This window comes from Paenibacillus contaminans (assembly GCF_003285015.1).
Classification (GTDB): Bacteria; Bacillota; Bacilli; order Paenibacillales; family NBRC-103111; genus Paenibacillus_V; species Paenibacillus_V contaminans.
Window position 1 is genome coordinate 24,243 of record NZ_QMFB01000044.1, and the last position, 23,482, is coordinate 47,724.

At 49.8% G+C, this 23,482-nt stretch carries 29 protein-coding genes; all 29 read left to right on the forward strand.

From position 1 onward, the window contains the following. Window positions 1-230 precede the first annotated feature (230 nt). The 29 genes from rpoB to secY all read left to right on the forward strand — a co-directional run bounded on the left by rpoB (window position 231) and on the right by secY (window position 23,422). Window positions 231-3,785, forward strand: coding sequence for a DNA-directed RNA polymerase subunit beta (gene rpoB, locus DQG23_RS37980; protein ID WP_113036267.1), 3,555 nt, complete (start codon window positions 231-233; stop codon window positions 3,783-3,785). A gap of 89 nt (window positions 3,786-3,874) precedes the next feature. Beyond that, the gene (gene rpoC / locus DQG23_RS37985; protein WP_113036268.1) at window positions 3,875-7,546 is read left to right on the forward strand and encodes a DNA-directed RNA polymerase subunit beta'; all 3,672 of its coding nucleotides are present in this window, start codon (window positions 3,875-3,877) and stop codon (window positions 7,544-7,546) included. A 208-nt stretch (window positions 7,547-7,754) separates the two neighbouring features. Further along, window positions 7,755-8,006, forward strand: coding sequence for a ribosomal L7Ae/L30e/S12e/Gadd45 family protein (locus DQG23_RS37990; protein WP_113036269.1), 252 nt, complete (start codon window positions 7,755-7,757; stop codon window positions 8,004-8,006). A 156-nt stretch (window positions 8,007-8,162) separates the two neighbouring features. Further along, window positions 8,163-8,582 (forward strand): 30S ribosomal protein S12, encoded by a 420-nt coding sequence (gene rpsL / locus DQG23_RS37995; protein ID WP_113036270.1) that lies wholly within the window; start codon window positions 8,163-8,165, stop codon window positions 8,580-8,582. Window positions 8,583-8,627: 45 nt separating this feature from the next. Then, a complete protein-coding gene (gene rpsG / locus DQG23_RS38000; protein ID WP_113036271.1) occupies window positions 8,628-9,098 on the forward strand; it encodes a 30S ribosomal protein S7 in 471 nt (156 codons plus the stop codon). Between the two features lie 40 nt (window positions 9,099-9,138). Continuing rightward, the gene (fusA, locus tag DQG23_RS38005; protein ID WP_113036272.1) at window positions 9,139-11,214 is read left to right on the forward strand and encodes an elongation factor G; all 2,076 of its coding nucleotides are present in this window, start codon (window positions 9,139-9,141) and stop codon (window positions 11,212-11,214) included. Window positions 11,215-11,250: 36 nt separating this feature from the next. Then, a complete protein-coding gene (tuf, locus tag DQG23_RS38010; protein ID WP_113036273.1) occupies window positions 11,251-12,441 on the forward strand; it encodes an elongation factor Tu in 1,191 nt (396 codons plus the stop codon). Between the two features lie 370 nt (window positions 12,442-12,811). After that, the gene (rpsJ, locus tag DQG23_RS38015; RefSeq protein ID WP_005544556.1) at window positions 12,812-13,120 is read left to right on the forward strand and encodes a 30S ribosomal protein S10; all 309 of its coding nucleotides are present in this window, start codon (window positions 12,812-12,814) and stop codon (window positions 13,118-13,120) included. Between the two features lie 38 nt (window positions 13,121-13,158). Next, window positions 13,159-13,785 carry a 50S ribosomal protein L3 gene (gene rplC / locus DQG23_RS38020; RefSeq protein WP_113036274.1) on the forward strand — a complete coding sequence of 209 codons (627 nt, stop codon included), beginning with the start codon at window positions 13,159-13,161 and terminating at the stop codon, window positions 13,783-13,785. 24 nt (window positions 13,786-13,809) lie between these two features. Next, entirely contained in the window at window positions 13,810-14,433 is a 624-nt protein-coding gene (rplD, locus tag DQG23_RS38025) for a 50S ribosomal protein L4 (protein ID WP_113036275.1), read from the forward strand. Further along, window positions 14,433-14,726: a 50S ribosomal protein L23 gene (rplW, locus tag DQG23_RS38030; protein ID WP_113036276.1), complete on the forward strand. Its 294-nt coding sequence runs from the start codon at window positions 14,433-14,435 to the stop codon at window positions 14,724-14,726. Before rplD ends, rplW begins: the two co-directional genes overlap by 1 nt. Window positions 14,727-14,755: 29 nt before the next feature. Continuing rightward, a complete protein-coding gene (gene rplB, locus DQG23_RS38035; protein ID WP_113036277.1) occupies window positions 14,756-15,586 on the forward strand; it encodes a 50S ribosomal protein L2 in 831 nt (276 codons plus the stop codon). 42 nt (window positions 15,587-15,628) lie between these two features. After that, a complete protein-coding gene (gene rpsS / locus DQG23_RS38040; RefSeq protein ID WP_113036278.1) occupies window positions 15,629-15,910 on the forward strand; it encodes a 30S ribosomal protein S19 in 282 nt (93 codons plus the stop codon). Between the two features lie 41 nt (window positions 15,911-15,951). Further along, complete coding sequence (gene rplV, locus DQG23_RS38045; RefSeq protein WP_113036279.1) at window positions 15,952-16,284, forward strand: 50S ribosomal protein L22; 333 nt, start codon at window positions 15,952-15,954, stop codon at window positions 16,282-16,284. 13 nt (window positions 16,285-16,297) lie between these two features. Further along, window positions 16,298-16,960 carry a 30S ribosomal protein S3 gene (gene rpsC, locus DQG23_RS38050; protein WP_113036280.1) on the forward strand — a complete coding sequence of 221 codons (663 nt, stop codon included), beginning with the start codon at window positions 16,298-16,300 and terminating at the stop codon, window positions 16,958-16,960. Between the two features lie 3 nt (window positions 16,961-16,963). Then, window positions 16,964-17,398, forward strand: coding sequence for a 50S ribosomal protein L16 (gene rplP / locus DQG23_RS38055; RefSeq protein WP_113036281.1), 435 nt, complete (start codon window positions 16,964-16,966; stop codon window positions 17,396-17,398). Beyond that, window positions 17,388-17,585 carry a 50S ribosomal protein L29 gene (gene rpmC / locus DQG23_RS38060; RefSeq protein WP_113036282.1) on the forward strand — a complete coding sequence of 66 codons (198 nt, stop codon included), beginning with the start codon at window positions 17,388-17,390 and terminating at the stop codon, window positions 17,583-17,585. The genes rplP and rpmC overlap by 11 nt, the downstream gene beginning before the upstream one ends. 31 nt (window positions 17,586-17,616) lie before the next feature. Next, window positions 17,617-17,880 (forward strand): 30S ribosomal protein S17, encoded by a 264-nt coding sequence (gene rpsQ / locus DQG23_RS38065; RefSeq protein ID WP_113036283.1) that lies wholly within the window; start codon window positions 17,617-17,619, stop codon window positions 17,878-17,880. A 45-nt stretch (window positions 17,881-17,925) separates the two neighbouring features. Further along, the gene (gene rplN, locus DQG23_RS38070) at window positions 17,926-18,294 is read left to right on the forward strand and encodes a 50S ribosomal protein L14 (RefSeq protein ID WP_113036284.1); all 369 of its coding nucleotides are present in this window, start codon (window positions 17,926-17,928) and stop codon (window positions 18,292-18,294) included. A 46-nt stretch (window positions 18,295-18,340) separates the two neighbouring features. After that, window positions 18,341-18,694: a 50S ribosomal protein L24 gene (rplX, locus tag DQG23_RS38075; protein ID WP_113036285.1), complete on the forward strand. Its 354-nt coding sequence runs from the start codon at window positions 18,341-18,343 to the stop codon at window positions 18,692-18,694. A gap of 29 nt (window positions 18,695-18,723) precedes the next feature. Further along, the gene (rplE, locus tag DQG23_RS38080) at window positions 18,724-19,266 is read left to right on the forward strand and encodes a 50S ribosomal protein L5 (RefSeq protein ID WP_113036286.1); all 543 of its coding nucleotides are present in this window, start codon (window positions 18,724-18,726) and stop codon (window positions 19,264-19,266) included. A gap of 33 nt (window positions 19,267-19,299) precedes the next feature. Continuing rightward, a complete protein-coding gene (locus DQG23_RS38085; RefSeq protein WP_113036287.1) occupies window positions 19,300-19,485 on the forward strand; it encodes a type Z 30S ribosomal protein S14 in 186 nt (61 codons plus the stop codon). Between the two features lie 31 nt (window positions 19,486-19,516). After that, entirely contained in the window at window positions 19,517-19,915 is a 399-nt protein-coding gene (gene rpsH / locus DQG23_RS38090) for a 30S ribosomal protein S8 (protein ID WP_113036288.1), read from the forward strand. Between the two features lie 29 nt (window positions 19,916-19,944). Beyond that, window positions 19,945-20,487: a 50S ribosomal protein L6 gene (gene rplF, locus DQG23_RS38095; protein ID WP_113036289.1), complete on the forward strand. Its 543-nt coding sequence runs from the start codon at window positions 19,945-19,947 to the stop codon at window positions 20,485-20,487. 46 nt (window positions 20,488-20,533) lie between these two features. Next, window positions 20,534-20,902: a 50S ribosomal protein L18 gene (gene rplR / locus DQG23_RS38100; RefSeq protein WP_113036290.1), complete on the forward strand. Its 369-nt coding sequence runs from the start codon at window positions 20,534-20,536 to the stop codon at window positions 20,900-20,902. A 32-nt stretch (window positions 20,903-20,934) separates the two neighbouring features. Continuing rightward, window positions 20,935-21,432, forward strand: a complete 498-nt coding sequence (rpsE, locus tag DQG23_RS38105; protein WP_113036291.1) for a 30S ribosomal protein S5 — start codon at window positions 20,935-20,937, stop codon at window positions 21,430-21,432. A 12-nt stretch (window positions 21,433-21,444) separates the two neighbouring features. Further along, on the forward strand, window positions 21,445-21,627 hold the full coding sequence (rpmD, locus tag DQG23_RS38110) for a 50S ribosomal protein L30 (protein WP_113036292.1): 183 nt from the start codon (window positions 21,445-21,447) through the stop codon (window positions 21,625-21,627). A gap of 50 nt (window positions 21,628-21,677) precedes the next feature. Continuing rightward, window positions 21,678-22,118, forward strand: a complete 441-nt coding sequence (gene rplO, locus DQG23_RS38115; protein WP_113036293.1) for a 50S ribosomal protein L15 — start codon at window positions 21,678-21,680, stop codon at window positions 22,116-22,118. Then, window positions 22,118-23,422: a preprotein translocase subunit SecY gene (gene secY, locus DQG23_RS38120; protein WP_113036294.1), complete on the forward strand. Its 1,305-nt coding sequence runs from the start codon at window positions 22,118-22,120 to the stop codon at window positions 23,420-23,422. The genes rplO and secY overlap by 1 nt, the downstream gene beginning before the upstream one ends. Window positions 23,423-23,482 lie beyond the last annotated feature (60 nt).

The following is a 23,482-nucleotide window of genomic DNA, read 5'->3' on the forward strand; positions in this document are numbered from 1 at the left end:
TATTAGGATGGGTCAATTGTCTTTAGTTGATTAAAATGTCAAGTCTTTTTTCGGAGGGGTGCATAAAATTTTGACATATGACGTATAATGTTAAAATTTTAGGTAAATCTACTGGGTAGAAGATATTGGCATTTTTGCTGCCAGAAAGACGCGAATCTGTCCGATTCGACCGGACTCGGTGCGTAGAATTGGAAGGCTTCGAAAGGGGCTTTTCTTGTTTTTTAGTAGACTTGAGGGGTGAATCTAAATTGGCGGGACATCTTGTTCAATTTGGTCGACGTAAACGTAGAACTTATGCACGTATTAATGAGGTGTTGGACGTTCCAAACCTGATCGAGATCCAGCAAAGCTCGTATCAGTGGTTTTTGGATGACGGACTTCGCGAGATGTTTCAAGATATTTCCCCGATTCAGGATTTTACGGGCAATTTAGTGCTGGAGTTTATCGACTACAGCCTCGGAGAGCCGAAATATACGGTGGACGACGCGAAAGAACGCGACGTTACGTATGCGGCGCCGCTCCGGGTTAAAGTTCGCTTGCTGAATAAGGAAACGGGAGAAGTCAAGGAACAGGAAGTGTTTATGGGCGATTTTCCGCTCATGACCGAGACGGGCACTTTTATTATTAACGGTGCGGAACGTGTAATCGTCAGTCAGCTCGTTCGCTCTCCCAGCGTCTACTTCAGCACGAAGGTTGATAAGAACGGTAAAAAAACATTTACCGCTACCGTTATTCCAAATCGCGGAGCATGGCTCGAGCTGGAAACGGATGCGAAGGATATCATATATGTGCGGATCGACCGGACGCGGAAAATTCCTGTAACCGTTCTGCTTCGCGCGCTCGGCTTCGGTACGGATGCCGAGATTTTGGATTTGCTCGGTGACGACGAGTATATTCGCAACACATTGGACAAGGACAACACCGATTCCACGGAGAAAGCGCTGATCGAAATCTATGAGCGTCTTCGTCCGGGCGAACCTCCTACGCTGGAGAACGCCAAGAGTCTCTTGGTGGCGCGGTTCTTCGATCCGAAAAGATACGACCTGGCCAATGTCGGTCGTTACAAAATCAACAAAAAGCTGCATATCAAAAACCGTTTGTTCAACCAGCGCCTGGCAGAAACGCTTGTCGATCCGGAAACGGGCGAAATCGTGGCGGAAGCCGGACAAATGCTCGATCGCCGATTGCTCGATGAAGTTCTTCCTTATCTTGAAAAAGGTGTAGGGCTGGGAGAATATGGCGTGCAAAGCGGTTTGACGGAATCCGACCGTTTTGAGATGCAGTGCGTTCAAGTGTACTCACCTATTGAAGAGGGCAAAGTGATCAAAGTCATTTCGAATGGCGTGATCGACAAGTCGGTCAAAAATATTACACCGGGCGATATTATTTCGTCCATCAACTATTTCATTAACCTGCTGCACGGCATCGGCAGCACGGATGATATCGACCATCTCGGCAACCGTCGTCTTCGTTCGGTAGGCGAGCTGCTTCAAAACCAGTTCCGTATCGGGTTGTCCCGTATGGAGCGTGTGGTGCGCGAGCGTATGTCGATCCAGGATGCGAATGTCATTACGCCGCAGGCGTTAATTAACATACGCCCTGTTATCGCGTCGATTAAAGAGTTTTTCGGAAGCTCGCAGCTGTCGCAATTTATGGACCAGACGAACCCGTTGGCCGAGCTTACGCATAAACGCCGTTTGTCCGCTCTCGGACCCGGCGGTTTGACGCGGGAACGCGCCGGTTTCGAAGTTCGTGACGTCCATCACTCCCACTATGGCCGGATGTGTCCGATCGAGACGCCGGAGGGTCCGAACATCGGGTTGATCAACTCCTTGTCGACCTTCGCGCGTATCAATGAGTACGGCTTCATTGAAGCACCGTATCGTTGGGTCGATCCTAAGACAGGTAAAGTAACCGAGCAAATCGCTTACCTTACCGCGGACGAAGAGGATAACTATGTTATCGCTCAGGCGAATGCGGATCTGACGGTCGACAATCTATTCGCGAACGATTCGGTAATCGTACGTTACAAAGACGATATTTTGACCCTGCCGAGGGAGCGCGTCGACTATATGGACGTTTCTCCTAAACAGGTAGTATCGGTTGCGACTGCGCTTATCCCGTTCCTCGAGAATGACGACTCCAACCGTGCCCTCATGGGCTCGAACATGCAGCGCCAAGCGGTTCCTTTGCTGATTCCGAAGTCTCCTTTGGTAGGAACGGGGATGGAGCACAAGTCGGCCAAAGACTCAGGCGTATGTATCGTATCGAAGGTGGATGGCTTCGTAGAGCGCGTTTCTGCCAATGAGATTTGGGTTCGCCGCCAGGAAATGATTAATGGCAAGATCGTTAACGGTGACCTGGTCAAACATAAGCTGCACAAATTTATGCGTTCCAACCAAGGGACTTGCATTAACCAACGTCCGATTTGCCGCCGCGGCGAGAAAGTCAAAGCAGGTGACATTCTTGCTGACGGACCTTCGACGGAGCTTGGCGAGTTGGCGCTTGGCCGTAACGTAGTCGTCGCGTTTATGACGTGGGAAGGCTACAACTACGAGGATGCTATTTTGCTAAGCGAGAAACTTGTAAAAGAAGACGTCTATACGTCGATTCATATTGAAGAATACGAGTCGGAAGCTCGTGATACGAAGCTCGGACCGGAAGAAATCACGCGCGATATCCCGAACGTAGGGGAAGACGCGTTGAAGAACCTCGACGAGCGCGGAATTATCCGCGTAGGTGCGGAAATCGCCGCCGGAGATATTCTCGTAGGTAAAGTTACGCCGAAAGGGGTAACGGAGCTGACGGCGGAAGAAAGATTGCTTCATGCGATCTTCGGAGAGAAAGCGCGCGAGGTTCGCGATACGTCGCTTCGCGTACCGCATGGTACCGACGGAATCGTCGTCGATGTGAAGGTGTTTACCCGCGAGAACGGAGACGAATTGCCGCCTGGCGTAAACCAATTGGTTCGCGTCTACATCGCGCAGAAACGGAAAATTTCCGAAGGCGATAAAATGGCCGGCCGTCACGGTAACAAAGGGGTTATCGCACGGATTTTGCCGGAAGAGGATATGCCGTTCCTGCCGGACGGTACGCCGGTTGAAGTCGTTCTTAACCCGCTCGGGGTTCCTTCGCGGATGAACATCGGTCAGGCGTTCGAAGTGCATCTCGGCATGGCGGCCAAAGCTCTCGGTATCCATACGGCTACGCCGGTATTCGACGGCGCGCGTGAGGATGACGTTTTCGATACGATGGAAGAAGCCGGCATGCAGCGCAGCGGTAAAACGAAGCTGTACGACGGCCGTACCGGCGAACAGTTCGAACGTGAAGTTACCGTAGGCGTCATGTACATGATCAAACTGGCGCACATGGTCGACGATAAAATTCACGCCCGTTCTACAGGACCTTACTCTCTCGTTACGCAACAGCCGCTCGGCGGTAAAGCGCAGTTCGGCGGACAACGTTTCGGGGAGATGGAGGTTTGGGCGCTTGAAGCATACGGCGCGGCTTACACGCTCCAAGAAATCCTGACCGTCAAGTCCGACGACGTCGTCGGACGGGTAAAAACGTACGAGTCGATCGTCAAAGGCGAGAATGTTCCTGAACCGGGCGTACCGGAATCGTTCAAGGTATTGATTAAGGAGCTTCAAAGCTTGGGCATGGACGTGAAGATCCTTTCCGAGAACGAGGAAGAGATCGAAATGAAGGAAATGGACGATGACGAAGATACCGCCAGCGATAAGCTGAACCTGAACCTTGAAGGCTCGGAGATGGGTGCGGAATAATAAAGGCGGCAGCTGAAAAGCTGCCCGTCCGCGTATGCGGGCAATGCGGATTACCAGCATAGTATTACAATCTTAAGGAGGGTTGCTCCTTGATCGACGTCAATAACTTTGAGTATATGAAGATCGGTTTGGCTTCGCCCGAGAAGATTCGCTCGTGGTCGCGCGGGGAAGTGAAAAAGCCGGAAACGATCAACTACCGTACGCTTAAGCCTGAGAAAGAAGGGCTTTTCTGTGAGAAAATTTTCGGTCCTACGAAGGACTGGGAATGTCATTGCGGCAAGTACAAGCGCGTTCGTTATAAAGGCGTCGTTTGTGATCGCTGCGGCGTCGAGGTAACCCGTCAAAAGGTTCGCCGCGAGCGGATGGGTCATATCGAACTCGCCGCGCCGGTATCGCATATTTGGTATTTCAAAGGCATTCCAAGCCGCATGGGTCTTGCTCTGGACATGTCGCCGCGCTCCTTGGAGGAAGTCATTTATTTCGCTTCCTACGTCGTAACGGATCCAGGGGATACGCCGCTTGAGAAGAAGCAGCTCCTTTCTGAGAAGGAATACCGCAGTTATCGCGAGAAATACGGTTATGCCTTCCAAGCGGGAATGGGTGCGGAAGCAGTCAAAAAGCTGCTTCAGGATATCGATACCGACAAAGAGGTGGATTCCCTTAAGGAAGAGCTGAAAACCGCTCAAGGACAGCGCAGGAACCGTGCAATCAAGCGTCTGGAAGTTCTTGAAGCGTTCCGTAATTCCAAAAATATGCCGGAGTGGATGGTTCTAGACGTATTGCCTGTTATTCCTCCGGAGCTTCGTCCGATGGTTCAATTGGACGGCGGACGTTTCGCTACGTCCGACTTGAACGATCTGTATCGCCGGGTAATCAACCGGAACAATCGTCTGAAGCGTCTTCTTGATCTGGGCGCGCCTGACATTATCGTACAGAACGAGAAGCGTATGCTTCAGGAAGCGGTTGACGCCCTGATCGACAACGGCCGCCGCGGCCGTCCGGTTACAGGTCCGGGCAACCGCCCGCTCAAATCGCTCAGCCACATGCTGAAAGGTAAGCAAGGGCGTTTCCGTCAGAACCTGCTCGGTAAACGTGTCGACTACTCCGGCCGTTCCGTTATCGTTGTCGGACCAAGCTTGAAAATGTATCAGTGCGGCCTCCCTAAGGAGATGGCGCTTGAGCTGTTCAAGCCGTTCGTTATGAAAGAACTCGTCAATAAAGGACTTGCCCATAATATTAAGAGCGCCAAACGCAAAGTCGAGCGCATCAGCCCGGAAGTTTGGGACGTGCTCGAGGAAGTTATTAAAGAGCATCCGGTTCTTCTGAACCGTGCCCCCACGCTGCATAGACTCGGGATTCAAGCGTTCGAGCCGATTCTCGTTGAAGGCCGCGCGATTAAGCTTCATCCGCTCGTTTGTACGGCTTACAATGCCGACTTCGACGGCGACCAAATGGCCGTTCACGTACCGCTCTCAGCGGAAGCGCAAGCGGAAGCACGCCTGCTGATGCTCGCGTCGGGCAACATTTTGAATCCGAAGGACGGCAAGCCGGTTGTAACGCCATCGCAGGATATGGTTCTCGGCTGCTTCTACTTGACGATGTCCAACCCGGATGCCATCGGTACCGGCTCGATTCTGGGCTCCGTACACGATGCGTTCTCGATGTATCACCGTGGCATGGGATCGCTGCATTCGATCGTGGCCATTCCGGCCAAGGCTTTGAATAAAACGAGCTTTACCGAAAAACAGCAAAACGCGATTCTCATTACGACAATCGGGAAAATTATTTTCAATCAAGTATTCCCTGCCGATTTCCCGTATATTAACGAATCGACGAAAGCTAACTTACTCACCGGTATTTCGGACGACTACTTCGCATTCGAGAAGGGTGAGAACATTCGCGAGCGTATCGCGAATTTCCCTGATAAGGTAGCAGTCGGTAAAGAGTACCTCGGAACCATCATTGCAGAGTGTTTCCGGCGCTATAAAACGACGCAAACCTCGATGATTTTGGACCGCATCAAGGAAACCGGATTTACGTACTCCACCCGTGCAGGTATCACGATCGCGGTATCGGACGTTACGGTTCCTGACGAGAAAAACGTCGTTCTTCGCGAATCCGAAGAAAAAGTACGCGTCGTAACGAACCATTATCGTCGCGGCTTAATCACGGACGATGAGCGCTATGACCGTGTCATCGAAATTTGGGGCGCTGCCAAGGATGTCATTACGGACATCTTGATGAAATCCTTGAATAAATTCAATTCCATCAACATGATGGTGGAATCGAAAGCGCGGGGTAACAAATCGCAAATTACGCAGCTTGGCGGTATGCGCGGACTGATGGCGACGCCGACAGGGCGGATTTACGAATTGCCGATTAAATCGAACTTCCGCGAAGGTCTTACCGTCTTGGAATACTTCATCTCGACGCACGGCGCCCGTAAAGGTTTGGCCGATACGGCTCTGCGGACAGCGGACTCGGGTTACTTGACCCGTCGTCTCGTTGACGTTGCTCAGGACGTAATCGTTCGCGAAGAAGACTGCGGAACGGATAAAGGCATTATCGTCAGCCAAATTCGTGACGGTAAAGAGGTCATTGAAGACTTGTACGACCGGATTGAAGGACGTTACTCCTTCGAAACCGTGAAACATCCGCAAACGGGCGAAGTAATCGTGAACCGCAATGAGCTGATCGACGCCAACATTGCCGACAGGATTATCGGAGCCGGCATCGATCGCGTACAAATTCGTTCCGTGCTCAGCTGCCGTACGCGCCATGGCGTTTGTAACCGGTGCTACGGACGTAACCTCGCGACAGGCCAGCACGTTGAGATCGGCGAAGCGGTCGGTATTATTGCAGCGCAATCGATCGGGGAGCCGGGAACGCAGCTCACCATGCGTACATTCCATACCGGCGGTGTTGCCGGAGATGACATCACGCAAGGTTTGCCGCGTATTCAAGAGCTTTTCGAAGCGCGTAATCCTAAAGGGCAAGCGACAATATCGGAGCTTGACGGCACGATCGTCGAAATTCGCGAAGCCAAGGACCGCCGTGAGATAGAAGTACAGGGCGAAGCCGAGTCCAAGACCTACACCGTCACTTTCGGTTCGCGTATTCGCGTAACGAAGGGGCAGGTTATCGAGGCCGGCGACGAGCTGACTGACGGTTCGATCGATCCGAAGGAAATGCTCCGTATCAAAGGGATTCGCGGCGTGCAGAACTACATTTTGCAAGAAGTTCAGCGCGTTTACCGTAACCAGGGCGTTGAAATTAACGATAAGCATATCGAAGTTATGATCCGTCAAATGCTTCGTAAAATCCGGATTATCGATGCCGGGGATACGACGCTTCTGCCTGGAGCATTCGTCGATTTGCACGAATATGAAGCGGCTAACCGTGAAGCGTTATTCGCCGGTAAAGAGCCTGCTGTGGCTAAACCGATTTTGCTCGGTATTACGAAAGCTTCTTTGGAAACCGACTCGTTCTTGTCGGCCGCATCTTTCCAAGAGACGACTCGCGTTCTTACGGACGCGGCGATCAAAGGAAAAGTCGACCAATTGCTCGGTTTGAAGGAGAACGTCATTATCGGGAAGCTTATTCCGGCCGGAACGGGGATGGCGCGTTACCGCAATATTCGCGTCCTGGATCCGAACGAACCGGAAGAGCTGGAATTCGAAGGCGTTTCTGCGGACGGCGATGCGATTGCCGACGAAGCCCAGAACGATGGGGAATTTGCTGTTGAGGAAAGCGTGAAGTAATGAACCAGGCTGACGTTGCCTCTCTTAAGAGAATACTGGGTATATCTCGAGAGAGGTTGCGCTCGCCGGTCCGGAAGCCTTGACCAAAGATGCCGTGCCCGGAATGAACCGATTTTTGGTACGTTCTTGACACGGCATTTTTGAAATGATAATATAACGAAGTGTGCCGAAAAGGATATTTGACGTTCTGTCCTTTGGAGGATGTTTTATGTCTTATGAGAGAGTGAAACAGGCCGGCAAACTATGCATAGGCACGAAGCAGTCCACCAAAATGGTGGAGCTAGGCAAGGCTAGCGAAGTTTTTGTTGCTAAGGATGCAGATCCGAGAATGACCAATAAGATGGTGAATCTCTGCAAGAAGATGGGCGTGAAAGTGACCTACGTCGATACGATGAAGCTGCTAGGCAAATCGTGCGGCATAGAAGTAGGGGCGGCCGTAGTTGCAGTAGTGAATGAATAATGCATAACGATGTTTTTGTCTGCGAGTGAACAAGCTGATGCGATCATGCAGTTGCTAGGGAATTCGGAAGGCAGAAACATTTCCTTTGTTCGTTTACGAATCGCCTGGATCTGTGGGCTTGCAATTGAGTTGTTCATTTGGGAAGGAGGTGGCGAAATGCCAACAATCAATCAACTGGTACGCAAAGGCCGTGAGGCGAAAGTAACGAAGTCGAAGTCTCCTGCTCTGCAAAAAGGGTTTAACGCCCTGAAGCGTGAGGAAACCGATTTGAGCGCTCCGCAAAAACGCGGTGTTTGTACTCGTGTCGGCACAATGACTCCGAAGAAGCCTAACTCGGCTCTTCGTAAATATGCGCGTGTTCGTTTGACGAACCGTGTAGAGGTTACTGCTTACATTCCGGGTATCGGACATAACCTGCAAGAGCACAGCGTCGTTCTCGTACGCGGCGGCAGGGTTAAAGATTTGCCAGGGGTACGTTATCACATCGTTCGTGGCGCGCTGGATACGGCTGGAGTTAACAACCGTAAACAAGCTCGTTCCAAATACGGTACGAAACGTCCGAAAGTGAAGAAGTAATGAAATACACAACATGGATGAATTATTGTAGAAAGGGGGATAACTATGCCACGTAAAGGTCCCGTAACTCGTAGAGACGTGTTGCCCGATCCGATTTATAACAGCAAGTTGGTTACTCGTTTAATCAACCGCATTATGATCGACGGTAAACGCGGGGTTGCACAAACAATTCTTTATGATGCATTTAACGTAATCCGCGAACGCACTGGAAAAGACCCAATGGAAGTGTTCGAACAGGCTATCAAGAACATCATGCCTGTCCTTGAGGTGAAAGCGCGTCGTGTAGGTGGAGCGAACTATCAAGTGCCGATCGAAGTGAAGCCGGAACGCCGGACATCGCTTGGATTGCGTTGGTTGGTCAACTACTCCCGCCACCGCGGTGAGAAAACAATGGAAGACAGACTGGCTTCCGAAATCATCGATGCAAGCAACAACACAGGCGCATCGGTTAAGAAACGTGAAGACACGCACAAAATGGCTGAAGCGAACAAAGCGTTTGCTCACTACCGCTGGTAGGATTTAAGCCGACTACAATAGGAAGAAAGGAGACATGCACATGGCAAGGGAGTTCTCCTTGAAAGATACACGGAATATCGGGATCATGGCGCATATCGATGCCGGCAAGACGACCACGACCGAGCGTATCTTGTTCTATACCGGACGTACTCACAAAATCGGAGAAGTGCACGAAGGCGCTGCTACGATGGACTGGATGGAGCAAGAGCAGGAGCGCGGAATCACGATCACATCCGCTGCTACTACGGCTCAATGGAAGGGCCACCGCATCAATATTATCGACACCCCGGGGCACGTTGACTTCACGGTTGAAGTTGAACGTTCCCTCCGCGTACTTGATGGAGCTGTAGGTGTATTCAGCGCTAAAGAAGGCGTTGAGCCTCAATCCGAAACCGTTTGGAGACAAGCGGATCGTTACGGCGTACCACGTATTGCGTATGTCAACAAGATGGATATCATCGGAGCCGATTTCCTTAACGTAATCGCCTCGATGCGTGACAGACTGCAAGCGAATGCCGTAGCCATTCAGCTTCCAATCGGAGCTGAGAGCGATTTTGTCGGAATTATCGACATTGTCGAAGAGAAAGCGCACATGTTCAAAGATGATCTTGGTAAGGAAGTCGACGTCGTCGACGTACCTGCGGATTACAAGGACAAAGTGGCTGAGCTTCGCTTGGAGCTTGTCGAGAAAGTCGCAGAGCTTGACGAAGAGCTTACAATGAAATACCTTGAGGGTGAAGAAATCACAATCGAGGAATTGAAACGCGCTCTTCGTAAAGGCGTTTGCGAAGTTAAAATTTTCCCTGTCGTTTGCGGTTCTTCTTACCGTAACAAAGGCGTTCCGCTGATGATCGACGCTGTCGTTGATTATCTGCCGTCGCCGGTTGACGTTCCTGACATCAAAGGTACTTTGGAAGATGGAGCGGAAGCGATTCGCAAATCTGCCGATGATCAACCGTTTGCCGCTTTGGCATTCAAAATCATGACAGATCCGTTTGTCGGTAAATTGACATTCTTCCGCGTATACTCGGGCGTTCTTCAATCGGGTTCCTACGTATTGAATGCAACGAAAGGCAAACGCGAGCGGATCGGCCGTATTCTTCAAATGCATGCGAACAGCCGTCAAGAAATCTCCGAAGTATATTCGGGCGATATCGCGTCTGCCGTAGGCTTGAAAGATACAGGTACAGGCGACACGCTTTGCGACGAGAAACATCCGATTATTTTGGAATCGATGAACTTCCCTGATCCGGTAATCGAGATTGCAATCGAACCAAAAACTAAAGTCGACCAAGACAAAATGGGGATTGCGATCTCCAAATTGACTGAGGAAGACCCTACGCTTAGAGCGCATACCGACGAAGAAACGGGTCAAACCATTCTTGCCGGTATGGGTGAGCTCCACTTGGAAATCATCGTTGACCGTATGCGTCGCGAATTCAAAGTGGAAACGAACGTTGGTAAACCGCAAGTTGCTTACCGTGAAACATTCCGCACTTCCGCTAAAGTGGAAGGAAAGTTTGTTCGCCAATCCGGTGGTCGCGGTCAATATGGACACGTATGGGTCGAGTTCGAGCCTCTCGAGGCAGGATCTGGCTTTGTGTTCGAAAGCAAAGTTGTCGGTGGTTCCGTACCTCGTGAGTACATCGCACCTGCTCAAGCCGGTATTGAAGAGTCCATGAAGAACGGCGTACTTGCCGGCTTCCCGCTCGTTGATATCAAAGCTACGATCTTCGACGGATCGTACCATGATGTCGACTCCAGTGAGATGGCGTTTAAGATCGCAGGTTCGATGGCGCTTAAAGCAGCGAAGGACAAATGTAACCCTGTTCTGCTTGAGCCAATCATGAAAGTTGAAGTAACAGTGCCAGAAGAGTACATGGGCGATGTTATGGGTATGCTGAACTCCCGCCGCGGCCGTATCGAAGGTATGGATTCCCGCGCTGGCGCTCAAATTATCCGTGCAAAAGTACCTTTGTCCGAAATGTTCGGTTACTCGACCGTTCTTCGTTCCGGTACGCAAGGCCGCGGTGTGTTCTCTATGGAACTCTCCCACTATGAAGAAGTGCCTAAATCTATCGCGGAAGAAATCGTCGCGAAGAACAAAGGCGCATAAAATAATACTTGTCCCTATTGAGGAGGTAGTTTAACAATGGCAAAAGCGAAATTTGAACGCAACAAGCCGCACGTTAACATCGGTACTATCGGTCACGTTGACCATGGTAAAACAACGCTGACAGCGGCTATCACAACTGTATTGTCCAAAAAATACGGCGGCGCGGCTATCGCGTTCGACCAAATCGACAAAGCTCCAGAAGAGCGCGAGCGCGGTATCACAATCTCGACGTCCCACGTTGAGTACGAAACACCTAACCGTCACTATGCTCACGTTGACTGCCCAGGCCACGCCGACTATGTTAAAAACATGATCACAGGCGCAGCTCAAATGGACGGCGCGATTCTGGTTGTATCCGCAGCTGACGGCCCAATGCCGCAAACTCGCGAGCACATCCTGCTCTCCCGTCAAGTAGGCGTACCTTACATCGTCGTATTCATGAACAAATGCGACATGGTAGAAGACGAAGAGTTGCTTGAACTGGTTGAAATGGAAATTCGCGATCTTCTTTCCGAGTATGAGTTCCCAGGCGACGACACTCCAATCGTACGCGGTTCCGCTCGTGAAGCTCTGCAAAACCCAGATGGCGAGTGGGCTCAAAAAATCGTTGAGCTGTTCGAGCAAATCGACACTTACATCCCTACGCCTGAGCGTGCAACTGACAAACCTTTCCTTATGCCTGTCGAGGACGTATTCTCGATCACTGGCCGTGGTACGGTTGCTACAGGTCGCGTAGAGCGTGGTGTAGTTAAAGTCGGCGACGAGATCGAAATCGTTGGTCTTCACGAAGAAACCAAAAAATCGATCGTTACGGGCGTTGAAATGTTCCGTAAATTGCTTGACTCCGCTCAAGCAGGGGACAACATCGGTGCATTGCTTCGTGGCGTAGACCGCAAAGATATCGAGCGTGGACAAGTTTTGGCTAAGCCAAACTCCGTTAAACCGCACACGAACTTTTCGGCTCAAATCTACGTTCTGACTAAAGAAGAGGGTGGACGTCACAAGCCTTTCTTCACAGGCTACCGTCCTCAATTCTACTTCCGTACAACTGACGTAACTGGCGTTATCACTTTGCCAGAAGGTACGGAAATGGTTATGCCAGGCGACAACATCACGGTTACCGTTGAACTGATCGCTCCAATCGCGATTGAAGAAGGTACTCGCTTCGCGATTCGCGAAGGCGGCCGTACAGTAGGCGCTGGCGCTGTAGCAACAATCACTAAGTAATAGAATTAGAAGCGAAAGCTTCTTGCATGCCCTTGCCGGACTTGTCCGGTGAGGGCGTGTTTTTTGTTTGAAGCAGCCGGAAAAGCGATACATAAGTGTCGGGATGCCGCTATTTTAGATGATGCAAACTTACAGTAAATCCGCCTTTTTGAGATTGTATTATATAGTAGATTGACGTTACTTTTATTGGGTGTTTATTTATGCTTGCAATTTGTTTTCATTTTTTATATAATAATGAGCGTTGGTCTGTGACGTTGCGATGAAGTGAGAGGTTGCTGATACACCCGGCCCCTTTGCCATGGGAGGTTATCAGAGAATTTTCGCGGAGTATGTCCGATACAAAATTGGGCGATAGAAGGAGGGGACTCAAATGGCAAAACAAAAGATTCGTATCCGTTTAAAGGCGTACGATCACAGAATTCTTGACCAGTCCGCAGAGAAAATCGTGGAGACGGCGAAACGTTCCGGTGCAGGTGTGTCCGGTCCGATTCCGCTTCCGACTGAGAAGCAAATCATTACGATTCTGCGTGCGGTGCATAAGTACAAGGATTCGCGGGAGCAATTCGAAATGCGCACACATAAGCGTTTGATCGACATTGTCAACCCGACACCACAAACCGTTGACGCGCTTATGCGTTTGGATTTGCCGTCCGGCGTGGACATTGAGATCAAACTATAATATCGGAGTAGCAAACGTAAAGGAAAAGAGGTGTCAACATGACAAAGGGTATCTTAGGCAAAAAGCTGGGCATGACTCAGGTGTTTACGCCAGAAGGTAACGTGGTTCCAGTAACCGTAATCCAAGCAGGTCCTTGCGTGGTTCTGCAGAAGAAGGATTCCGAGAATGACGGCTACGAAGCCATTCAAATCGGCTACAGCGACAAGAAAGAAAAGAATGCGACGAAACCGGAAATCGGTCACGCTAAGAAAGCGGGCGCCGCTCCTAAGCGCTACATTAAAGAAATTCGTGGTGTTGAGTTGACAGCATACGAGGTTGGCCAAGAAATTAAAGCTGATCTGTTTGCAGAAGGCGAATTCGTTGATGTAACGGGTATTTCCAAAGGTAAAGGCTTCACCGGTACGATCAAAAGATGGGGACAATCCCGCGGTCCTATGAGTCACGGTTCGCGTTACCACCGTGGACCAGGTTCGATGGGTTCGATCCAAGCTAACCGCGTACCTAAAGGCAAGCACTTGCCAGGACATATGGGGAACGAAACGGTAACATTGCAAAACCTGCAAGTCGTTAAAGTCGATGCAGAGCGTAACGTTCTTCTGGTTAAAGGTTCTATTCCAGGCCCTAAAAACAGCTTCGTTACTGTAAAGTCGACTGTTAAAAAGTAAGAAAGCAGGAAAGGAGGATTTCACATGCCAAAAGTAGCAGTATACAACGTGAGCGGAGCGCAAGTTGGGGAAATCGAATTGTCCGAAGCAGTATTCGGCATCGAACCGAACAAACATGTGCTGCATGATGCGGTTGTCATGCAACAGGCTTCCCTTCGTCAAGGAACACATGACACCAAGGGTCGTTCTGAAGTTCGTGGCGGCGGTCGCAAACCGTGGAAACAAAAAGGAACTGGACGTGCTCGTCAAGGAAGCATTCGTGCGCCTCAATGGAAAGGCGGCGGTATCGTTTTCGGACCGACACCTCGCAGCTATGCTTATAAACTGCCGAGAAAAGTTCGCCGTTTGGCAATCAAATCGGCGCTTTCTTCGAAAGTCATTGCGAATGAAATCATCGTTCTTGATCAGCTGGCATTGGCGCAGCCGAAAACGAAAGAATTCGCGAATATCCTTAATAACCTGAAGGTGGAGCGCAAAGCGCTTGTAGTCGCATCACAATTCGACGACAACGTGGCATTGTCCGCGCGCAACATTCCAGGCGTGAAATTTGTCAGCGCAGAAGGCATCAACGTTCTTGATGTTCTTGTACATGATAAATTGATCATTACGAAAGATGCCGTTCAGAAGGTAGAGGAGGTGCTTGCGTAATGAAAAATCCTCGTGATATTATCAAGCGTCCGCTGATTACGGAGCGCTCCAGCGACTTGATGGCTAATAAGAAATACGTTTTTGAAGTTGACATTCGTGCCAACAAAACGGAAATCAAGCAGGCGATCGAGCAAATTTTCAAAGTGAAAGTGACGAATGTCAACACATTGAGAATGCCTGCGAAACCTAAACGCTACGGCCGTCATTCCGGTTATACGTCCGAATGGAAAAAAGCGGTTGTTAGCTTGAGTGCGGAAAGCAAAGAGCTCGAGTTCTTTGAATCGGTGCAATAAGACTTCTGTGAAGTAAGGAGGGAAACGACGTGCCAGTAAAAAAGTATAAACCAACCTCGCCGGCAAGACGTGCGATGTCCGTTTCGACATTCGAAGAAATTACGACATCCACGCCGGAGAAATCGTTGCTTGCGCCGCTTAGCAAGAAAGCAGGCCGTAACAACCAAGGTAAAATTACGATCCGTCACCAAGGCGGCGGTCATAAGCGTAAATACCGGATTATCGATTTCAAACGTACTAAAGATGGAATACCAGGACGCGTTGCTACGATCGAATACGATCCGAACCGTTCTGCAAACATCGCGCTGATCAATTATGCCGATGGAGAGAAACGCTACATCATCGCTCCTAAAGGTCTGAAGGTGGACGACGTGATTACGTCCGGTCCGAATTCCGACATTAAAATCGGTAACGCGCTTCCGCTTGAGAACATCCCTGTAGGTACCGTTATCCACAACATTGAGTTGAAGCCTGGTAAAGGCGGACAATTGGTGCGTGCTGCAGGTACGGAAGCACAATTGCTCGGTAAAGAAGAGGAATATGTAACGATTCGCTTGTCCTCTGGCGAAATGCGCAAAATTTTGAAAACCTGCCGTGCGACTGTCGGCTCCGTAGGTAACGGAGATCACGAGCTCGTCAAAATCGGTAAAGCAGGCCGTTCCCGCTGGCTCGGCAAGCGTCCTGAAGTGCGCGGGGTAGTTATGAACCCTGTCGATCACCCGCACGGTGGTGGTGAAGGCCGCGCTCCTATCGGACGTAAGTCTCCGATGTCTCCATGGGGCAAACCGACCTTGGGCTTCAAAACGCGCAAGAAGAAAAAAGCATCGAATAAGTACATTGTTCGTCGTCGTACGAAATAATTTACGATATTGCGTAAGGTTGGATGAAGGGAGGATTTATCCATGGGTCGCAGCTTGAAAAAAGGACCGTTTATTGACGGTTACCTGATGAAAAAAGTCGAAGTGATGAACGAGTCGAGCAAGAAGGTCGTCATCAAAACGTGGTCCCGTCGTTCTACGATATTCCCACAATTCGTTGGGCATACGTTCGGTGTATACGACGGCAAGAAGCACGTTCCGGTGTATGTGACGGAAGATATGGTTGGTCACAAGCTCGGTGAGTTCGCGCCAACCCGTTCCTACAAAGGTCACACGGACGACGATAAGAAAACCGGCAAGCGCTAATACTGGCGCTGCCTCTGAAATGTTCGAGAGGAGGTACTACTATGCAAGCAACTGCTAATGCAAGATATATCCGGATTGCTCCTCGGAAGGTTCAATTGGTTATTGATCTGATTCGCGGCAAGCAAGTCGGCGAAGCGATCGCAATTTTGCGTCACACGCCGAAAGCAGCATCTCCGGTACTGGAGAAAGTGTTGAACGCGGCGATTGCAAATGCCGAGCACAACCATTCGCTCGATCCGAGCAAGCTTGTGATTTCGCAAGCTTTCGTGAACCACGGACCGGTCATGAAACGGTTCCAACAACGTGCGATGGGCCGCGCAAGCGCCATTCGCAAACGGACTAGCCACATTACGTTAGTGGTATCTGAAAAATAAGGAGGGATAACGTGTGGGTCAAAAAGTAAGTCCGATTGGACTACGGGTTGGTATTATTCGCGACTGGGAATCGAAATGGTACGCGGAGAAGGAATACGGCACGCTTTTGCTTGAAGACGTCAAGATTCGCGAGTACTTGAAGGGTAAACTCAAGGATTCCGCAGTTTCCCGTTTTGAGATCGAACGTGCGGCTAACCGCGTTAACGTAACGATTCACACTGCTAAGCCGGGTATGGTTATCGGCAAAGGCGGCGCTGAAGTTGAAGTTATTCGCGGCTACCTGACGAAGCTCACGGGCAAAAAGGTTCACATCAACATCTCCGAGATCAAAACGCCAGATTTGGATGCGATTCTCGTAGCTGAAAGCATTGCGCAACAATTGGAGCGTCGCGTTTCGTTCCGCCGCGCTATGAAGCAAGCGATCCAACGCACGATGCGTATGGGTGCTAAAGGTATCAAAGTTTCGACTAGCGGCCGTCTGGGCGGCGCTGAGATCGCTCGTACGGAAGGTTACAGCGAAGGTACGGTTCCGCTGCATACACTGCGTGCGGACATCGACTACGGAACTGCTGAAGCACACACGACATACGGCCGTATCGGCGTTAAAGTATGGATTTATCGTGGAGAAGTTCTTCCTACTGCGAAGAAGAAAGCTGCTCCGGAAGGAGGAAAATAAATCATGTTGGTACCTAAGCGTGTCAAACACCGGAAAGAACATCGCGGCAACATGAAAGGTCGCGCAAAAGGCGGTACGGAAGTAGCGTTCGGCGAATACGGCCTTCAAGCGATGGAACCGGCTTGGGTTACGAACCGCCAAATCGAAGCGGCTCGTATTGCCATGACCCGTTACATCAAACGGGGCGGTAAAGTATGGATCAAAATTTTCCCTTCCAAGCCGATTACGCAAAAGCCGCTTGAAGTTCGGATGGGTAGCGGTAAAGGTAACGTTGAGAAGTGGGTTTCCGTCGTTAAACCGGGTAAAATTCTGTTTGAATTGGCCGGCGTAAGCGAAGAAATCGCGCGTGAAGCAATGCGTCTTGCCGCTCACAAGCTGCCGATCAAGACGAAATTCGTGAAACGCGAAGAATTGGGTGGTGAAGCAAATGAAGGCTAGTGATATTCGCAACTTAACCACTGCTGAGATCGAACTGAAAATTTCCGGATTTAAAGAAGAACTCTTTAACCTCCGTTTTCAACTGGCTACCGGCCAACTGGATAACCCTACTCGCATTCGTGACGTGCGTAAAGAAATTGCTCGTGCCAAAACGATTTTGCGTGAAAGAGAACTGGGGATCGGTTAATCGACCAGAAACCTAGAGAGGAGGATGTACCATGAGCGAACGCAATGAACGCAAAGTACAAATCGGCAAAGTCGTTAGCGACAAAATGGATAAAACGATCGTAGTTGCCGTTGAAACGTACAAAAAGCATGACTTGTACCACAAACGGATCAAATACACGAAGAAATTCAAAGCGCATGACGAGAACAACCAAGCTAAAATCGGGGACACCGTAAAAATTATGGAAACTCGTCCGCTGTCGAAAGACAAGCGTTGGAGATTGGTTGAAGTCGTAGAAGTTGCGGTAATTGTATAAAAACAAAATGACTCGGAACAACAAGTTTGAAGGGAGGGTTATCGAATGATTCAACCTCTTACGCGGTTACAAGTAGCTGACAATTCCGGCGCGAAGCAACTGATGTGCATTCGTGTCCTGGGTGGTACTGGACGTCGGGTAGGTCATATCGGCGATTTGATCATCTGCTCCGTTAAAGAAGCAACACCAGGCGGCGTTGTCAAAAAGGGTGACGTAGTAAAAGCTGTTATCGTTCGTACGAAGAGCGGTGCTCGCCGTAAAGACGGATCTTACATCACGTTTGACGAAAATGCGGCAGTTATCGTTAAGGACGACAGAAGCCCGCGCGGCACGCGGATTTTCGGGCCAGTCGCACGCGAACTTCGCGATAAAGATTTCATGAAAATCGTTTCTCTGGCTCCGGAAGTTATCTAATCGGACAGAGTCTTGAGCAACTCAGGTTTAGGAGGTGTAATCGAACATGCCGAAAACAGGTAAGAAGCTGGAGTCTCACAACAACAAGCTTCATGTCAAAAAAGACGACACGGTATTCGTTATTACCGGTAAAGATAAAGGTAAAAAAGGCCGCGTTATCGCAGCGTATCCACGTGAAAACCGCGTTCTCATCGAGGGCGTGAACATGGTGAAGAAGCATGCGAAGCCAACGCAGCAAAACCCGCAAGGCGGAATCCTTACGCAAGAGGCACCGATTCATGTGTCGAACGTAATGCTGATCGATCCGAAGAGCGGCCAACCGACTCGCGTCGGGTACAAAGTACTCGAGGACGGCAAAAAAGTGCGGGTTGCCAAAAAATCTGGCGAAGTAATCGACTAATCGTTAGCTGGAAAGGAGGTACGTGAATCATGGCAGCAAGAATGAAAGATCGTTATTTGAACGATATTACCCCTGCGTTGATGCAGAAGTTTACTTATACAAGCGTCATGCAAGTTCCGAAAATCGAGAAAGTCGTCATCAACATGGGTGTCGGCGAAGCTACTGGCAACTCGAAAATTTTGGACAATGCCGTTGAAGATCTCCGTTTGATCTCCGGTCAAAAACCGGTTATCACTCGGGCTAAAAAATCCATCGCGGGCTTTAAGCTTCGTGAAGGAATGCCAATCGGCGTGAAAGTGACACTGCGCGGCGAGCGCATGTACCACTTCCTCGACAAGCTGTTCAACGTAACGCTTCCGCGCGTTCGCGACTTCCGCGGCGTTTCGGCAAAAGCGTTCGATGGCCGCGGTAACTATACGCTTGGCTTGAAAGAGCAATTGATCTTCCCGGAAATCGAGTATGACAAAGTGGACAAAGTCCGCGGTATGGACATTGTTATTGTCACTACGGCTAAATCGGACGAAGAATCGCGCGAATTGCTGGCTCAACTGGGCATGCCGTTCGTGAAGTAAATCGCAATGAACTTTACGGAGGTGGAAAAATAAGTGGCAAAAACTTCGATGATCGTCAAGCAACAGCGCAAACCGAAGTTTAAGGTGCAAGCCTATACGCGCTGCGAACGTTGTGGACGTCCGCATTCCGTGTTGCGCAAATTCAAAATTTGCAGAATATGTTTCCGTGAATTAGCATACAAAGGCCAGATCCCTGGCGTTCGTAAAGCAAGCTGGTAATGACTTATAGTTCGGGAAGGAGGTTCGCAATATGGTTATGTCAGATCCGATTGCAGATATGTTAACTCGTATTCGCAACGCAAATATCGTTCGTCACGAAACCGTAGAAATTCCGGCTTCCAAGATCAAGAGGGAGATCGCGGAAATCCTGAAAAAGGAAGGTTTCATCCGTGACGCCGAATATGTTCAAGACAACAAGCACGGGATCATCCGTTTGTTCTTGAAATACGGTCCTAACAATGAACGTGTAATCACGGGATTGAAACGGATCAGCAAGCCGGGACTTCGCGTGTACACGAAGTCGATGGAAGTTCCGCGCGTTCTGGGCGGACTCGGTTTAGCGATCATCTCAACGTCGAAAGGCGTTATGACAGACAAAGAAGCTCGTCAGTCGAAATCCGGCGGCGAAGTAGTCTGCTACGTTTGGTAATGAACTAGATAGCGATTGGAGGTGTAAGCATGTCTCGTATTGGACGCAAACCCATTACTGTACCTGGCGGCGTTAACGTTACTTTGGACAACACGGTTATTACCGTGATCGGACCAAAAGGGACGCTATCCCGTGAGCTGCATAAAGATATGAAAGTTACTGTTGAAGAAAACGTGATTTCGGTAGAACGCCCATCCGACAACAAATTGCATCGTGCCCTTCACGGAACGACTCGCAGCGTAGTTGCCAACATGGTAAACGGCGTAACGGAAGGCTTCTCGAAAACGTTGGAACTCGTTGGTGTCGGTTACCGTGCGAACAAAACCGGAACGAAGCTCGTTCTGAACGTAGGTTACTCGCATCCGGTTGAAATCCAGCCGGAAGAAGGCATCGAATTCGAGGTTCCGTCGAACACTCGTATCATCGTTAGAGGTATCGATAAAGAGCGCGTTGGCGCAACTGCTGCACAAGTACGTGCCGTTCGTGAACCTGAGCCGTATAAAGGCAAAGGGATCAAGTACGAAGGCGAACGTATTCTTCGTAAAGAAGGTAAGGCAGGCAAGAAGAAGTAAGAACGGCCTAGCGGCTTAAAGTAAGCGGAAAGGAGTGAATTTCCCGATGATTACTAAAGGCGATAAAAACAAATCGCGTCTGAAAAGACATCTCCGGGTTCGTAAGAAAATCAACGGTACGGCTGTTCGCCCCCGGTTGAACGTATTCCGTTCCTCGAAACATATGTACGCTCAAATCATCGACGATGTGAAAGGCGTAACGATCGCTGCAGCATCGACGCAGGATAAAGAGCTTCAAGAAGCGGTGAAAAACGGCGGTAACATTGACGCAGCTCGTCAAGTTGGCGCATTGATCGCAAAACGCGCTAAAGAAAGCGGCATTGATAATGTTGTTTTCGACCGCGGAGGTTACCTGTACCATGGACGTATTCAAGCACTTGCTGACGCAGCGCGCGAAGCAGGGCTTGAATTCTAACCGCAACTTTCAATGATAAGGAGGTAAAAGACTTGCGTGTAGATCCGAATACGTTAGATCTTAAAGATAAAACCGTACACATTAACCGCGTAGCGAAAGTCGTAAAAGGCGGACGCCGGTTTAGCTTCAGCGCACTCGTTGTTGTCGGTGACGGAAACGGTTGGGTCGGTGCCGGAATCGGTAAAGCTGGCGAAGTCGGCGATGCCATCAAGAAAGGTATCGAGGACGCCAAGAAAAACCTGATCCACATTCCGATCGTAGGAACTTCCATCCCGCATTTGGTTACCGGTAAGTTTGGCGCAGGCCGCGTTCTTCTGAAGCCGGCTTCCCAAGGTACGGGCGTTATTGCCGGCGGTCCTGTTCGTGCAGTACTCGAACTTGCAGGTATCGGCGACATTTTGACAAAATCGTTGGGCTCATCGAACTCCATCAACATGGTGAATGCTACGTTGGAAGGCTTGCAACGCTTGAAAAGAGCGGATGAGGTAGCTAAACTTCGCGGCAAAACCGTTGAAGAGCTCTTGGGTTAGGAGGGGAAAAGAATGGCTAACCAATTGCAAATTACCCTCAAACGCAGTTTGATCGGTCGTCCGGAAGTACAACGCGTAACGGTGAAAACATTGGGTCTGTCCAAATTGCATCAAACCGTTACCCACCAGGACAACGCGGCAATTCGCGGCATGGTCAACAAAGTAAGTCACCTGGTTGAAGTAAAAGAAGTTTAAGCCTGTCACGGCTTTGAATAACATACCCAATGCTAAGGAGGTGCACAACGATGAAATTGCATGAGTTAGCTCCAGCTCCTGGTTCCCGTCAAACCCGTAAACGTATCGGTCGCGGTATCGGTAGCGGTACTGGCAAAACGGCGGGCAAAGGTCATAAAGGTCAAAATGCACGCTCGGGTGGCGGCGTTCGTCCGGGATTCGAGGGTGGACAAAACCCATTGTACCGTCGTCTGCCTAAGCGCGGATTCAACAACATCTCCCGCAAGGAGTATGCGATTGTCAACATCGAGGAACTGAATAAATTCGCAGCAGGTACTGAAGTAACTCCGGAATTGCTGATGGAGTCCGGTATCGTAAAAGCTCCGAAGAGCGGCATTAAAGTTCTCGGAAACGGAGAAATTACTGTTAAATTGACAGTGAAGGCGAATAAGTTCTCTCAATCTGCGGTAGATAAAATCACGGCTGCCGGCGGTCAAACCGAGGTGATTTGATGTTTAGAACGATCTCCAACATCATGAAAGTAGACGATCTTCGCAAGCGCATCGTGTTTACGCTGCTCGTACTGATCGTCTACCGGATCGGTGCTTTTATTCCAGTACCTAACATCGACTCGCAATTTCTGAAGGCCATTGACCAGCAATCCAATGATGTTTTCGGTTTGCTTAATACATTCTCGGGCGGCGCATTGTTCCAGTTCTCGATCTTCGCGATGGGGATCATGCCGTACATCACCGCCTCGATTATCGTACAGCTGCTGTCGATGGACGTCATTCCTAGGTTTGCGCAATGGGCCAAAGAAGGCGAAGTCGGAAGAAAGAAGCTGGCACAAATCACGAGATACGGCACGATCGTTCTGGGGCTCATTCAGGGTTACGGCGTTTCGATCGGCTTTAACAACTACTACGGTTCGCTCGTCAAAGACCCGTCGTTTACGACTTATACGGTAATTGCGATCGTGTTAACCGCAGGCGTTGCGTTTCTCATGTGGTTGGGTGAACAGATTACCGAGAACGGTATCGGCAACGGGATCTCAATCATCATTTTTTCGGGGATCGTTGCCGCATTTCCAACTTCGATCAAGCAGATTTATCAAAAGCTGTTTGTCGATGCGGGCGATGCACTGTTTTTAAACATTATTCTAGCCGTGTTGATCGTCGTAGCGATTATTTTGATTATTGCCGGTACGATTTACGTACAGCAAGGCGTACGGAAAATACCGGTTCAGTATGCAAAGCGTGTCGTTGGACGTAAAATGTACGGTGGTCAATCGACGCATATTCCGATGAAAGTTAACGCTGCAGGCGTTATTCCGGTCATCTTCGCGATGTCCCTGCTCGTTTTCCCGGCGACGATCGCCCAGTTCTGGAGCGGTAACAGTGTGGCGGACTGGATTATCAAGCACTTCAGCTTGACTAGCAACTCGCCGCTTGCCGTAGTCCTTTACGTGCTTCTGATTATCGGATTTACTTATTTCTACACGTTCGTGCAGATCAATCCGATGCAGATGGCCGATCAGATGAAGAAAAACGGCGGCTACATTCCGGGTATTCGTCCAGGTAAAACGACAGCGATGTATCTGACTCGCGTGATGACGCGCATTACGCTTTCCGGCGCGCTATTCTTGGCTGCGATATCGATTCTGCCAATGATATTTACCAAGATTGCCGATTTGCCAAACTCCGTACAAATCGGAGGCACGTCGCTGCTGATCGTCATCGGCGTCGGTTTGGAGACGATGAAGCAGATCGAAAGCCAATTGATCAAACGTCACTACAAAGGTTTTATCAACAAATAAACGGCAGCTTCTGCTTTTCATAACAGCGACAGCTGTTCGTTTATTTAAGGATAAGAAAGT